This window comes from Sphingomonas faeni, from assembly GCF_024273235.1.
Classification (GTDB): Bacteria; Pseudomonadota; Alphaproteobacteria; order Sphingomonadales; family Sphingomonadaceae; genus Sphingomonas; species Sphingomonas faeni_A.
Map to the genome: position 1 here is coordinate 1 of NZ_JANBVH010000063.1, position 13,664 is coordinate 13,664.

Consider the following 13,664-nt stretch of genomic DNA (forward strand, 5'->3'; position numbering starts at 1 on the left):
CGGCCGAAATTTGAGGGGCCGGTGCCGCCGATCTCGTGCGTCGGCGGTACCGGCATGTTGACGTCCTGACGGTGGCTGCAACGCCTGCGTCATCCGCCGCCAGGCGAAAGGTCGGGATCCGCGCGGTCACCTCGTCGTAGAGATTGGCACGGTCGGTTCGGGCTTGGTGCTGTCCGCGCTGTCCCACGGCACAGTTTTCGCTTTTCGGACGCATGGCTATCCTCCTGCCTGCCCCAAAAAGCACCATGGCTTCCCCGGAAAGCGGGGGTGGGCGGCAAGATGCGAGCAGAGAGGTCAGCAGGAGCGGACGGCGGCACCCGAAGGGGCGCAATGCAATGGAGCACCCCAAGCTGGGCGCCGGGGTTGCCGCCGGCTGTGGCGGACCTAGCCGGGAGCGCCGCCCAGACCCGCACCACCGGGAGAGGCCCGACCCAACGCCGCCGCCGCGCCCGGCGCGGCGACTGCTTCGGGCCGGTCCCTGGCCGGCCCGGATGCGCCAGCGATCGCGACCTCTGGCCGAGACTCGCGTCGCGAGGCTCGGTGGCGAAGGCCTGGCCGAGCCATAGAGCGCGGTCGCGCGTCAGCGCGAGGCGGTAAGGTTTTATTACTTTGGGAAGGCTGCCTTCGTTGCTGGAAGGCGGATCTCGTTAGCTGATCAAGACGCTCGGTTTGACCTCTAGAGCGTCGGCGATCCGTCCTAGCACCGTCACACTTGCCGAAACATCAGCGCGTTCAATTGCACCAATATATCGAGTGCTGAGTCCAGCACGGTCAGCCAATTCCTCTTGGGTAAGCGCCTTCTGGTGCCGGACACGACGCATATTGATCGCCATCGTTTCCTTCAGGTCCATCCAAGAACCATCGCTGCCGTCGGCACGATCGTGCCAGGAACGATAGTTCCTATTCGTCAAGAATGCGCTATAACCAGCAAACGCGAAATGACTCCTGCGGATTTCGCAACCGGCTCGGATGGAGATTGCTTTGGCCGGCTATAAACCGAAGTTTGACCAGCAACTGGTCGATCAGACACGTTCTGATCAACCGATCGAGGACCTGTTTCGTCTTCACGCGGGCTGGCTGCGCGGGTTTCTCACGCGACGCCTGCGCGCCCAGCCGGCCGATGTGGAGGACATCGTACAGGACACCTATCTGCGCGCGGCGCGTCAGCCCGCCACGGTCATCGTCCATCCCCGTGCCTTCCTGTCGCAGACCGCGATCAACCTGTTCCGCGATGGGACGCGCCGAGCGGCGGTTCGTGCGCGGCATCACCAGTCGGTCGTGCAATCAGGGTCCGCAACGCAGGCGGAGTCGACCGGGCTGCTGGAGCAGGAAGCCGCGCTCGAACTCGAGCGCCTTATCCTGGCCATGCCGGACCTGTACCGAGACGTCTTCGCTTTGAGCCGCTTTTGGCATATGATGAACGCGGAGATTGCCGCGCACCTCGATATTTCGGTGAAGACGGTCGAGTGGCGGATGGGCAAGGCTCTGGAATTCTGCACGAGCAGGCTACGAGGCTAGGTGGCGCCGGTCATGACTGGAACCGATCAGCACGGTGAGGATGCCGTCGAGGCGCAGGCAGCGCAGTGGTTCGCGCGCCTGAAATCGCTGCCGGTGTCCCACGAGACACTGCAGCAGTTCTTCGCATGGCAACGTGACGAGACGCACGCGGCAGCGTTCGACGCAGTCGAGCGACTCTGGTCACGCGCGGGCGACCTGGGCGATCGACCCGCGATCGAGGCCGCAACGCAGGACGCGCTGTCCCGCAAGGCGAAACGACGATCATCGTTCTGGTCGCTACGCCCGGCCTTGGCGGCGTTGGCTGCGATCGTCCTCCTGTTGCTCGGCGGCGGCGCGACCTACTGGGTGCTGCGACCGAGTGCGAACGCCTATGCGACCGGGATCGGTCAGCAAAGCGTTGTCGCACTGGAGGATGGCTCGAAGGTCACGCTCGACACGGACACGCGGATCGTCGTGCGTTTCGATGGTGATGGGCGGAGCGTCATCCTGAAGCAGGGCCAGGCCTATTTCACGGTCGCGCATGACACCGCGCGTCCGTTCCGCGTCGAGGCGGGCGACACCGGCGTTCTGGCAACGGGAACCCAGTTCGCCGTGCGCCGCGATGGGGCGGCGATCGACGTGACGTTGGTCGAGGGGAGCGTGCGAGTCGCCGCTGGGGGCGCGCCACCGGCAACGCTCCGAACGGGGCAGCAGCTTGTGCTGCGTCCCGATCGTGCTGCTGTCGTGCGGGTCGTGGATGCAGGCACGGCGACGGCGTGGACGCAGGGCCGGATTGTGCTGGACGGCTGGACGCTGGCGCGCGCGCTGGTCGAAGTGAACCGCTATACGCCCAGGCCGGTCCGGCTCGGGGCGGCACGATATGGCGATGCGCGGCTCAGCGGCACGTTCGATGTCGGCGATATCGACAGCTTCGTCGCGGCGGCGACCGCGCTTCTACCGCTGACCACGCAGCGGGACGCGGACGGGGCGATCCGCCTTATCGAGCGCCCGTCGCAAAAATCGCCGTCGCCGGGTTAGGGTCGTCACCATGCCGGCGCGTCTCTTGTTCCGAAACCCCGGCACACGCCGGGACTCGGCGGAACGACAAGGGGCACGGGGCATGACGGGATTTCAAATGGGGCGGTGGTCCGGTCTGCGCGGCGGCACCGCCGCCCTGCTGGTGCTGGCGGCGGTGCCATCCCCGCTACAGGCGCAATCGGGGGCGCCCTCGTTCACCTTCAAAATTGCGGCGGGTCCGCTTCACCGGGCACTGGTGACCTTCGCTGCCGTGACGGGCGAGCAACTGCTCTATTCAACGGACCTGATCGCAGGCCGCAAGGCGCCCAGGCTGGATGGCCGGCTGCCGGCGGACCGGGCGCTCGACCGCCTGCTGGACGGAACCGGGCTCGCGGCGCACCGGATCGGGCCGCGGATGATCGTACTACGCCCGGTGGGTGCACCCGATCATGACCGCCCCCCGGCAGCAGGCCAGCCGAGCGCCGGTGCGGCGTCACCGACCGGGCAAAGCGTCGCACAGCGAAGCCAGAGCCCGTCGTCCAAGGCGGATCGTGCGACGGCAGAGGAGCCTGCACATGGGGATATCGTCGTCACGGGCACGCATCTGCGCGGCGGCGCGGCGGGCTCGCCCCCGGTCGACAGGCTAACGCGCGAGGATCTCGACAGGCGCGGCTTTGCCACGGTCGCGCAAGCCTTGCAGGCACTGCCAGGCAATTTCGGGGGCATGGCGACCGAACAGAGCGCGCTCGCCTTTGCCGATACGACGGGAAGCAATGGCGGGTTCGCGACCGGCGTCAATCTGCGCGGGCTGGGCGCTGGTGCCACGCTGGTGCTGGTCAACGGCCAGCGGCTCGGGGGGTCGGGTACCAAAGGCGCGTTCAGCGATGTGACCAGCATCCCGACCGGCGCGCTCGACCGGGTCGAGGTGCTGATGGACGGCGCATCGGCGATCTACGGGTCCGACGCGGTCGGCGGCGTGGTCAACATCTTGCTCAAGCGCCGTTTCGAGGGGGCGGAGACCCGGGTGCGGTTCGGCAGCGTGACGGATGGCGGCAAGCGCGACGTGCAGCTCGACCAGACGATCGGCAAGCAATGGACCACCGGCGGCGTCATGCTGTCCTATGAATATGACCGGGCGGGTCGGCTGGCGAGTGCCGACCGGGCGTTCGCGCGCTCGACCGATTCCCGCAGTCTTGGCGGGACCGATCACCGCTATATCTTCAGCCTGCCGGGCAACGTGCTCGGCATCGATCCGGTGACGGGCGCGCTCGGGGCGGCCTACGCCATTCCGGGCGGCCAGGACGGCCGATCACTGACGCCCGGCGACTTCCTGGCGGGCACGACCAATCTCCAAAATTCCCGGACCGATACCGATCTCATCCCTCGCCAGGAACGCCACAGCCTGTATGCGACGCTCGACCAGGATATCGGCGCCGCGCTCCATCTGACCGCCGATGCGCGCTATTCGCATCGCTCGTTCGACGCGCGGCTGCCGGGCTCGGCGGCGATCGTGCAGATCACGGCCGCCAATCCCTGGTTCGTATCGCCGACGGGCGCGTCGTCCGACCTGATCGCCTATTCGCTAGCGCCGGAGCTTGGCCCCATCGACACGCACGGTTACGCCGAGGCGATGGCGACGTCGATCGGGATCGATGCCGATCTCGGGTCCAGCTGGAAGCTGCGCAGCTACGGCGCGTTCGCGCAGGAACGCGAGTTCAACGAGTCGCGCAATCTGGTCAATACCGCCGCGCTCGCCGAAGCGACGGGCGCGATACCCGACAATCCCGCCACCGCGTTCAGCACCGCCACAAGCGGCTTCTTCAATCCTTATGGTACGGGCAGCAGCAACGCCGCGGCGATCCTCGATTTCATCGGTGAAGGCTATTCGCGGTCGCGGACGCGCAGCCAGGTGCTCACGGGCCATGTCGATGCGGATGGCTCGCTCCTGTCCGTACCCGGCGGCATGATCAGGCTTGCGCTCGGCGGCGATGTGCGGCGCGAGGCATTCCGGCGAAGCGGGGAAAGCCTCTTGTCGAGCGCACTGCCGGTGGCGACCGGCACTGTGCGTGCGTCGCGGCTGATCACGGCCGGCTTTGCCGAGATGCAGGTGCCGATCGTCGGCACGGCCAACGCCGTACCCCTGATCCGCCGGCTGGACGTGTCGCTCGCGGCGCGGATCGAGCATTATGACGATTTCGGGACGACGACCAACCCGAAGGTCGGCGTCTCCTGGGTCCCGCTGACGGGTGTGACGCTGCGCACGAGCTACGGCACGTCGTTCCGTGCACCGAACCTGCGCGAGCTCCAAGACCGGGAACAATATTCGGTCACGACCCTGTCGCGCGGCGGCACAAGCGTACCGGTGATCCAGCTCTCGGGCGGGAATCCCGATCTGATGCCGGAAAAGGCGCGCAGCTGGACCGCGGGGTTCGACCTCGATCCTGTCGCCGTCCCCCGCCTGCACCTGAATGCGACATGGTTTCGGACCGTGTTCAGCCAGCGGGTGGCGACACCGGCGAGTGCGAACTTTGCCAATGCGCTGACCGACCAGACCCTGGTGCCGTTCGTCCGGTTCGTCTCGCCGAACAGCAACGCCGCCGATCTCGCCACCGTGACAGCGTTGCTGAACGACCCGGCCTTTACCGGCGGCAACAGCTTCCCGCCGACCAGCATCGCCGCGATCGTCGACACGCGCTTCGTCAACACCGGCAAGGTCAATGTGAGCGGGATCGACCTGTCCGCCAGCTACACCCTTCCGGTCGGCGCCAACACGTTCACCGTGTCGGGCAATGGCTCCTACCTGCTGCATTACCGCGAACAGGTCACGCCGACCTCGATTCCGGTCGACCGCGTCAACCGCGTCGGACAGCCCGTCGACCTGCGGGGCAGGATGAGCCTCGGCTGGCGCCGCGGCCCGGTCGATGCGCTGGCTAGCCTCAATTATGTCGCACCGTACCGCGATCTGCTCGGCACCCCGATTGACGCCTGGACAACGGTCGATCTGCAACTCGGCTATACGGTGCCCGACGGTCCCGGCTCGCTGCAGGGCGTGGCGATCGCGCTGTCCGCGCGGAACCTGTTCGACCGCCCGCCACCCTTCTACGACTCCTCGGTCGGGGTCGGGTATGACGCGGCGAATGCCGATGCGCTCGGGCGCTATGTGTCGGTGCAACTCACCAAGCGCTGGTAATCATGGCCCCTCTCCTGCTCTGCGCCATGCGGCGCCTTGCGGCGCTGTGCCTGCTGTCCATCGCAGTGCCGCTCGGCGCACGGACCTATAGCGTCGACGACATGCTCCGGACCGAGGGGTTCGGCAGGATCGAGGTCGCGCCGGGCGGACGCTGGCTCGTGTTCGAACGGCAAATGCCGTTCGAGACAGCCGCGCGCTTCGACCTCGACGCGATGGAGGCGCTGCGCGCCCGACTCTACATGGTCGATCTCGCGCATCCCGCGACGGCTAGGCCGCTCTTGCCGCCGGGACACGGCGCAGGGATCGTCATACTCGGCTTTTCCCCGCGCGGCACGCGGCTGGCGGTCGGGCGGCTCGACGGACAACGCTGGACTCTGGGCATCGTGACCCTGGCCACCGGGGCGGTGCGCTGGTTCGCGGTTGCCCCCGACTATTCGGACTTCCGGCCGACGCTCGCCTGGGCATCGGACGATACGCTGGTGATGCTGGCCCAGGATGGCGATACGCCGCCCTGGGTCCTGCGGCGCGATGCGCAGGACCGGACAGCGGTGTCGCGGGCCTGGGCCCTGGCGCAGCAAGGCCGGGTGCCGACGGTCACTGCGATCGGCAGCGGACGGTTTGACGGGATCACGGCATCGGCACCGCCGGTGCATCTGCTTCGTCTCGACATAGCGACGGGGACCACGCACATCCTGGCGCGCGGCGCGTTCGAGACGCTACGCCTGTCGCCCGATGGCCAGCATGTCGCGTTGACGGAGCCCAGCGAGACCATACCCGTCACGACGACGTCGCCGATCCGCCAGTCCGCCGACCTGCGGCGGCGGCGGCTGCGCGTCGTGGACATGACCGATGGGGAGGTCTGGACGCCCTGCGCGGCATGCGACCTGCCGTTCGATCCACCGACCTGGTCGCCAGACGGGCGCAACCTGCTGTTTTATGCCCGGCATGGCGATCAAGCGTGGTCGACCGGCCAGCCCTGGGTGGCCGACGTGCGGTCGCACCAGGCAAGGCCGGTCCCGCTTGGCGGGGTCCGGCCGGCGGTCATCATGAGCAGGGGCGCGTATGACGCCGTCGCCCTGGGCTGGCTCGGGTCCACGCCGATCCTGTTCGGCCGCATAGATGCAGGCGCCACACGCGCCGACTGGTATGCGTTGCGACGGCGCGGATCCGCGGTGCTGACGGCCGCGATCGCCAGCCCATCGTCGACGCTGGCGCCAGCGTCGGGTTCGGCTCCCATCATGCTGACGGCGGATAGTGGCTGGCGCCTGGGGACGCGCCGCGTGCAGTCAGCGCTGTCGGGCATGGACGGCGTGATGGCGCTCGGGACAGGCGCGGCGACGCGGGATTCGGACGCACACCTGTTGGGCTGGCGACGAACGGCGGACGGGATACTGATCGACCTGCCAGCCCGTCATGCGCGTCGGTTCGTGGTTCGCACGGCCGGTGCGGCGCGTCCCGTAGCCGCCAGCCTGCAGACAAAAGTCGCGATCGTGACCGAAACACTGCCCAATGGTGTAGCGCATCTGCTCGTCGTGGCGGCCGACCGGCTGCCGCTGGCCGTCGCGACGATCAACGCAGGCCTTGCGGATGTGGCGGTGCGCGCGCCCGTGCCGGTACGCCACCGCCTTCCCGGCGGAGGGACTGTCACGAGCTGGCTGTACCTGCCGGCCCCTGCCCCCTCCGGCCGGAAGCCGCCGCTGATCGTCATCCCATATGCGGGCACGGTGTACGGCGACACGGCACCGGCGCTCTGGAATCCGGGCATCGGACGCACCTATACCAATGTCCCCGCGCTCGTCGGGCATGGCTATGCAGTGCTGCTGCCGAGCATGCCCGGTCTTGCGCCCACCGATATCGCGCCGTTCGACTTTGCAGGGCAAATCCTGTCGGCAGTCGACGCGGTGATCGCGCGCGGCGACGCCGACCCTGCACGCCTGGGGCTATGGGGCCACAGCTATGGTGGCTATACAGGGGCGACGGTCGCCACCGAGACCGATCGCTTCAACGCGATCGTCGTGTCGAGCGGCATCTATGATCTGACGAGTTTCCAGGGGACGTTCGCCCCGACGGCACGGATGAACCCGGGCTATGGCCTGGGAATCCTGCCCTGGGCCGGCTGGACCGAGACGGGGCAGCCTCATCTCGAGGCGAGCCCCTGGACCAACCCGGCGCGCTATGTCGCGAACAGCCCGATCTATCATATCGGCCGCATCACGACACCGATGCTGATTCTGGCGAGCGACCGCGACTTCACGCCGCTCCAGCAAGGCGAGCAGCTGTTTTCCGCGCTTTACCGCCAGGGCAAGGACGCCGAACTGATCAGCTATTGGGGCGAGAACCATGTGCTGATGAGCCCGGCCAATGTCCGTGACGCCTATGCGCGCGTGTTCGCCTGGTTCGATTCCCATTTCGAGGCACCGCGCCGGCCCGAACCGTGATGTCACGCGCGCGCGGCGTCGATCGCCGCGATCCGGTCGCACCAGGCGCGTGCCCAGCGCTCCATCAGAAGGACGACGAAGATCTCGGTATAGCAGTTCGTCCGCATCACGTGCTCGGGATCGAGCACCATCGCCAGCGTCTCGCGGTCAAGGACATGATGCCGGTCGAGCACGCCACCGATCAGATAGTCGCGCAGGAACGGCATGCTCGCCGCGAGCATGCGGCCGAAGAACGGCGTGAGGCAGCCCTTGCCGCGGCGCTCGAGCAGGATTGGCGGTAGCCGCCCCGCATAGGCCTGCCGGATCATCGCACGATCGCGTTTGCCCTGCGTAAGGTCGAGCGCAGGGATGGGCAGGACATGCTCGAGCAAGGGTTGCGACATCAGGGGATGCCGGACGGTCATCGCCGATGCGCACCAGGATCCGCCGAATGCCGCCCGGCCAGCCGCAAGGGTGAGTATCTGGAGCTGCTTGGCGGGAGCGAGAGCGGCCGTGTCGTCGAGCCAGCGCAGCGGATGATCGTCGCGTGGCATGTCACGGGCCACGAGATCGACCCGGTAGTCTGGCAGGGCGACTGCGCTTGGGGCGATACGTGCGCGTAAAACAGTGCCGAGGACCGACCAGATCGATCGTCCGGTCCAGCCAGCGAGATCGGCGATCGTTGCGGCCTTTGCCCGCCAGGGCCGCGGATCGCGCCAGAGATCCGCGGCGATCAACGGCGTTGCGGGCTGGAAGAAGAGTGCGTCGCCGCCTTGGCCGGTGAGCAAAGTATCGGCGCCCAGTGCCCGTCCACGCGCGGCAAGATCGCGATCGTGGAAGACGCTAAGGCTGGCGACATTCGGGCGCAGCGTCACCGGCACGTCCGCCATAAGCGCCGCGTCGACGACGCGATGATCCTGAAGGGTTTCGTGGAGCGGCAGGCCCAGATGCGCGGCGACGGCACGCGCATAGACGCGTTCGTCGCCGTCGCGGTCGATGGCATGATAATGGAACCAGCCGGCGACATCGCGACCCGACCGGGTAAGGCCCGCAGCGACGATGCCCGAGTCCAGGCCGCCGGACACTTCGGCGATCGCAATTCCGGTACGGGAATGCCAGGCGCCGATGCAGGCATCGATCATGGCGGGCAGCGCTGGCGGCGCTGGCGGCACAGGCCGTCGCGCGAACTCGGCCGGCGTCCAAAGATACGTTGTTCGCCGTGTGTTTCCGGCGAGCGCCAGTCTTACCCCTGAGGGGACAGCTTCGACGCCGACGAGCGGCAGCGCATCGCCGACCGAGCCGGGAAACCTGAGCAGGGCCGCCGCCCGCAGCCAGTCAATCGCGAGACCGACCGGCGGCGCGTGGGCGATGAATGGCTCGGGCATGGACGTGACGATATGCATGCCTCCACACTGCCAAATGACGCAATCGAGCATGCCGACGGGATCGCGGAAGATATCGAGAGAGGACCTGTCGTCTGGCTCGATCTGCAACGCGACATACGCGCCCCAGCACCGCGTCGTCAGGTGATCGCACAGCATGGCGAAGTCTTGGCTGCCATCTGGAACGACACCATCAGCAACACGTCCCTGTTCGGTTGCGGTACGATCGAACACTGAACCGATGACGACCGTGTGGTCGTCGACCACTTTGGATGCGTAGGCAGGACCAGGCGCCGCTTGCGCCAGCACCGCCCATCCAGGCCCGTCCTGGACAGCCTGCCAACCTTGGTCGAGCGCTACGGTGCGAAGCCGTGCTGCCAACTGATCGGCAGGCGGATCGTCCACGCGCCAGCGATACGCGATGAAGCCGGTCATGCGCTGGCGCGCTCGATCTGGAATATCGTTACAAACCCTTCCACCTTGCCGGTGCGTTCGCCGAGCAAAAGATCGCCATCGGCGAGCCAGCAATGCGCGTGAAAGGGGAAGAGCGACACGCCAAAGATCCAGTCGGCGCGCAGCCCGTAACGACGCAGGAAATGCAGCAGGAAGTAAGACCGGAACAGGCACTGGATGCGAAACGGCAGCCATAGGCAGAGGCGGTCGAAACAGGCAGTCGCGACCGCAAGGGAACATTGTGGCGCACCCGCACTACCCTGTTGCGCATGCGCGATCATCTGGGCGAAGGACGAACGGCGAAAGCGCCACGCGGTGCAGACCAGGGCACGGAGGAAGCGAGCAATATCCCGGACGCCGGGCGAGCGATGGTCTACCGGCGCTTCGCGCCAGAACGGCGTGATCGGTCGCGCCGAAGAATGTATCCCATGCTGCCGGGCATCGGCCACAAGGCCTTGGTCCACCAATTGGCTGCGTACCGTTTCCAGGGATGTGGGACCGCTATCGCGCCATGCGGCGTCGCAAGGATCGTACACGCAAAAATAGGCGTCACGATCGATATCGAGAAAGACGATGCCGTCCGACGATCGGACGGCGTGCACACCATCGGCGAGCGCCAGGGAGTCGAGAAGATCGTCGGATCGGGGCGCCATGGCGGTTCCTCGCTATGCGGCACCGGCCTCAAGACCGGTGCCGCAGCCTTGGTCAGTCGTAATAGCCGACCATCAGCGATTCCTGACGGGCGCCGATCGGCGTACCCTTGGTCTGACGCCGTGCAGAGCCCAGCACGATCAGTTTGGGCGCGGATTGTGGTTCTTTCGTCATGATAACAACCTTTCCTTGCTTGTGTTTCCACTGCGACTCGGCAGTGGCATTGACAATCTCGCGCCATCAGAAAGACCCATCCAAGCTATATCTGAAAAATATTTCCTAACTTCACGATCAACGTCCAAGTAACAGCGCAATTTCGGCTGAAATGCTGATCCGCTGCTTATAGATTTCATGGATTTTGCCCCTGGCAATATCGAGGTCTTGATCGATCAGAGTTTGACGAAGATCGGCCGCAAGAGATTCAGTGCCGCCCAGCAAGGCAATTTCGGCACGCCGGATCAGTTTGAGACGCCCATCAAGATAGCGATGCACGTCGGACAAGATCGTGTTGCCGGACGCTTCCACGATCGCACGGAGCGTCTCCCATATATCCGCCTGCCGTACGGCAAGGGGCATCCCTGGAGCCTCAACCAATGCTCGTTCGATGCAGGCGCAGTGGAGGCGGTACAGGTCCGCAATATCTCGCGCATCGAACCGCGCCAGATAATAGCCCTCGGACCGACGTTCCGTCACGATGTCGCATCCGACGAGGCGCGACAGGACCTCACGAAGCGGGGTCACGCTGACGTGCAGCCGGGACGCCAGATCCTTGAGCCCGATGCGATCGCCGGGGCGGTAACGACCGTCTGCCAACATGGCTGACACCAGCGCATAAAGATCATCGAATTTCGCGCGCCCCACTCGATCCGGCATCGCCACATCTCCCTTCGCGACGATCCTCGGTGATGGCACGGCGCCATGTCGATGCAGGGGCGCCAAATCGGCACGGCGTCGCCGCATCTCGCTGGTTTTCGGCGGCGCGAACGCGACCGCGCGGCAGAGAGACCACGCCGTATCGGCGCCTCCCCCACGCTCTAGCCGAACAACGGTCGAGCGATCACCGGCGACTTTATGGCTGCGCGCATAACAGTTTGATGACAGATCGCGTGTGATTGTAATAAACGCACGCGGCTCGCGATGCGTTTCGAAGGCGATACGCGGGTGCATGACCGGTTTGGCGCACGGGGGCGCTGGTATGAAACACTCTCCGATCGAGGTCGACGGTGGCGCGGGGATACTGACGCAATCGCTGCGTGCGATCCGCAAGAAGCGGGGCATGACAGCGAGTGACATTGCAATCGCGCTGGGGATGCCGTTGCGCACCTACCAGGAGTTCGAATCTGGCCGCGGGCCGCTCACCCACCAACGGCTCTTCGCTTTCGCTGAGGCAACGGACGCGGACCCCTTCGCGCTGCTGCTTGGCGCCATATTCGGCCAACCCGACCTGGCGATTGACTGTGCGGACACGAAATTCTGCATGATCATGATGATGTATTTCGAGCAATTCGCTGACGAGCGGCGCGGCGATATCGCCTATCTCGATCCGCCCAATCTGGCGGGCGGGTTCGACAGGCTGTTCAAGGAGTTCGGGGCCAAGCTCGACGATCGCGAGCGCTTCCTGCAGAACTGGCTTGCAGGCAGAACCGGTTCCATCGGTTTGAGTGCGCTGCGTCAGCGTATGGTCAACCGCAGTGATCGCAAAGCCGAAGCATCGCGCAAGGATGAATCTTGAGCGGCTGCGTGGAGCAGCGGCTATTTCAGCGGCGGACTAGATCGATATAGCCGCCGCCTGCGAGTTTGCGTGCGCCACAGACCAAGCGGTGGGTACGGGTGCGCAGATAGTCCGAACCGCCCGTCCAGTCTCGGCTCACCAGCCGCTCGCCGAACAGGATTTGCGCGATGGCGCGATGAGGGCAACCGTGGGCCAGTGCATCGAGCACGGCAATGATATCCATCCAGCGTCGGGCCTTGGCGCCGACCGGGTACAGGGCCTCCGGTATACGCCGGTGTCGCAGAAACCCCGCGAGACGGCGCAACGCCAGCAGCCGGAGCTCCAGTCGATCGGTGTCGCCGAGCTGGTACGCAAGCCTGACGGGGCCGTCGAGCAGCGTTCCTTTAGCGATACTGATACGGATCGACCGCGGGCCTCTACCTAACAGCAGCTGTTCGCCTGAAGACGGTATCGAGAGATGCGTGGCGGGGAGTGGCAACGCCATAAGGTCAAAACCCTCAGGGTCGCCGCGCATTGTAGGTACCGCATGCACTATGACTGCCAATGGATCGAGGTCCGGGCGCCAGAAGATCCGGGCATCGCTGACGGGGCGGTCGGGGTCCTCTGCGAAACTGCAATCCCCATATCGGGTCGGGCGGGACCCCGGTCAGAAGTTCGATCGGGTGCTGACCTTTTTCGACATGTTTTGCGCCGACGTTATCGCCACTTGGCCAATAGTCGGCGCGACGACGCAAGACTTCCCAAGCAAAGGCAGAGGGATCGCAGAGGCTGTCGAGCGAGGGCTTGCCGCGCGAGACCAGCGGCGGGAACGGAAGATGCACGGCCATGAAGACGCTCCTGCTACACGAGCAGAAGTCAGACAGCCTTTGCGGCGGCTGTCATATATTCAGCATATTTTCGACAGCAAATGGGAAAGCACTTTGTGATTCCGCGCCCACCCTGCCTTCTACGCGCAGAGACATCGAGCAATACCCGCAGAATTTCCGCGTCTTACACGCAATCAACATGATAAAATTAACTAATATGGGGATGACGCGTGTTGATTGGGCGCGTCCATGCAGATCTGTAAGCTAACGGCGACGTCATCCGTCGCTTCGCTCCCAACCGGATTGTGCCGTATCAAGGTTCCTTGATCGAGCTTGCTCTGTAATGGCAAAACGCACCAGTGGACGTCGTCGAGCGGCACTTTTCGTAACCGTGCCTACGACGGTGATGTAGCATGGCGATCCCGCAGCGATATGGATCGAGACCGTGTTGGCAACGTCCCGCTCGAGGTTGCGATGCCAATCAAGAATTTGCGCCTGGGATTCCCTCACGCAAGGTGT

General features: G+C 65.5%; 11 protein-coding genes. 5 read left to right on the forward strand and 6 right to left on the reverse strand.

The window, feature by feature from the left end; genetic code table 11:
- Positions 1–647 precede the first annotated feature (647 nt).
- Entirely contained in the window at positions 648–851 is a 204-nt protein-coding gene (locus NLI89_RS20975; RefSeq protein WP_254688700.1) for a helix-turn-helix domain-containing protein, read from the reverse strand.
- A gap of 118 nt (positions 852–969) precedes the next feature.
- Here NLI89_RS20975 and NLI89_RS20980 point away from each other — a divergent pair, with 118 nt between their 5' ends.
- The 4 genes from NLI89_RS20980 to NLI89_RS20995 all read left to right on the forward strand — a co-directional run bounded on the left by NLI89_RS20980 (position 970) and on the right by NLI89_RS20995 (position 8,142).
- Positions 970–1,518, forward strand: a complete 549-nt coding sequence (locus NLI89_RS20980; RefSeq protein WP_254688701.1) for an RNA polymerase sigma factor — start codon at positions 970–972, stop codon at positions 1,516–1,518.
- Between the two features lie 12 nt (positions 1,519–1,530).
- Positions 1,531–2,535: a FecR family protein gene (locus tag NLI89_RS20985; RefSeq protein ID WP_254688702.1), complete on the forward strand. Its 1,005-nt coding sequence runs from the start codon at positions 1,531–1,533 to the stop codon at positions 2,533–2,535.
- 82 nt (positions 2,536–2,617) lie between these two features.
- Complete coding sequence (locus NLI89_RS20990) at positions 2,618–5,704, forward strand: TonB-dependent receptor (RefSeq protein WP_254688703.1); 3,087 nt, start codon at positions 2,618–2,620, stop codon at positions 5,702–5,704.
- A gap of 26 nt (positions 5,705–5,730) precedes the next feature.
- Complete coding sequence (locus tag NLI89_RS20995; RefSeq protein WP_254688704.1) at positions 5,731–8,142, forward strand: S9 family peptidase; 2,412 nt, start codon at positions 5,731–5,733, stop codon at positions 8,140–8,142.
- A 2-nt stretch (positions 8,143–8,144) separates the two neighbouring features.
- On the opposite strand, the gene NLI89_RS21000 is transcribed toward NLI89_RS20995, so the two are convergent.
- The 3 genes from NLI89_RS21000 to NLI89_RS21010 all read right to left on the reverse strand — a co-directional run bounded on the left by NLI89_RS21000 (position 8,145) and on the right by NLI89_RS21010 (position 11,774).
- Complete coding sequence (locus NLI89_RS21000; RefSeq protein ID WP_254688705.1) at positions 8,145–9,938, reverse strand: asparagine synthase-related protein; 1,794 nt, start codon at positions 9,936–9,938, stop codon at positions 8,145–8,147.
- The gene (locus tag NLI89_RS21005) at positions 9,935–10,609 is read right to left on the reverse strand and encodes a lasso peptide biosynthesis B2 protein (protein WP_254688706.1); all 675 of its coding nucleotides are present in this window, start codon (positions 10,607–10,609) and stop codon (positions 9,935–9,937) included. The genes NLI89_RS21000 and NLI89_RS21005 overlap by 4 nt, the downstream gene beginning before the upstream one ends.
- Before the next feature lie 289 nt (positions 10,610–10,898).
- Positions 10,899–11,774: a GntR family transcriptional regulator gene (locus tag NLI89_RS21010; RefSeq protein WP_254688707.1), complete on the reverse strand. Its 876-nt coding sequence runs from the start codon at positions 11,772–11,774 to the stop codon at positions 10,899–10,901.
- On the opposite strand from NLI89_RS21010, the gene NLI89_RS21015 reads away from it, so the two are divergent.
- Positions 11,773–12,339: a helix-turn-helix domain-containing protein gene (locus tag NLI89_RS21015; protein ID WP_254688708.1), complete on the forward strand. Its 567-nt coding sequence runs from the start codon at positions 11,773–11,775 to the stop codon at positions 12,337–12,339. The genes NLI89_RS21010 and NLI89_RS21015 overlap by 2 nt on opposite strands.
- Positions 12,340–12,364: 25 nt before the next feature.
- On the opposite strand, the gene NLI89_RS21020 is transcribed toward NLI89_RS21015, so the two are convergent.
- A complete protein-coding gene (locus NLI89_RS21020) occupies positions 12,365–12,853 on the reverse strand; it encodes a DNA -binding domain-containing protein (RefSeq protein WP_254688709.1) in 489 nt (162 codons plus the stop codon).
- A gap of 568 nt (positions 12,854–13,421) precedes the next feature.
- Positions 13,422–13,664 (reverse strand): hypothetical protein (locus NLI89_RS21025; protein WP_254688710.1); only part of this gene is annotated, 243 nt, incomplete at its 5' end.

What these genes read in the sequence shown, in the direction of transcription:
- NLI89_RS20975 (WP_254688700.1), bottom strand. Translation starts at nt 851, where the DNA reads ATGGACCTGAAGGAAACGATGGCGATCAATATGCGTCGTGTCCGGCAC.
- NLI89_RS20980 (WP_254688701.1), top strand. Translation starts at nt 970, where the DNA reads ATGGAGATTGCTTTGGCCGGCTATAAACCGAAGTTTGACCAGCAACTG.
- NLI89_RS20985 (WP_254688702.1), top strand. Translation starts at nt 1,531, where the DNA reads ATGACTGGAACCGATCAGCACGGTGAGGATGCCGTCGAGGCGCAGGCA.
- NLI89_RS20990 (WP_254688703.1), top strand. Translation starts at nt 2,618, where the DNA reads ATGACGGGATTTCAAATGGGGCGGTGGTCCGGTCTGCGCGGCGGCACC.
- NLI89_RS20995 (WP_254688704.1), top strand. Translation starts at nt 5,731, where the DNA reads ATGCGGCGCCTTGCGGCGCTGTGCCTGCTGTCCATCGCAGTGCCGCTC.
- NLI89_RS21000 (WP_254688705.1), bottom strand. Translation starts at nt 9,938, where the DNA reads ATGACCGGCTTCATCGCGTATCGCTGGCGCGTGGACGATCCGCCTGCC.
- NLI89_RS21005 (WP_254688706.1), bottom strand. Translation starts at nt 10,609, where the DNA reads ATGGCGCCCCGATCCGACGATCTTCTCGACTCCCTGGCGCTCGCCGAT.
- NLI89_RS21015 (WP_254688708.1), top strand. Translation starts at nt 11,773, where the DNA reads ATGACCGGTTTGGCGCACGGGGGCGCTGGTATGAAACACTCTCCGATC.
- NLI89_RS21010 (WP_254688707.1), bottom strand. Translation starts at nt 11,774, where the DNA reads ATGCACCCGCGTATCGCCTTCGAAACGCATCGCGAGCCGCGTGCGTTT.
- NLI89_RS21020 (WP_254688709.1), bottom strand. Translation starts at nt 12,853, where the DNA reads ATGCGCGGCGACCCTGAGGGTTTTGACCTTATGGCGTTGCCACTCCCC.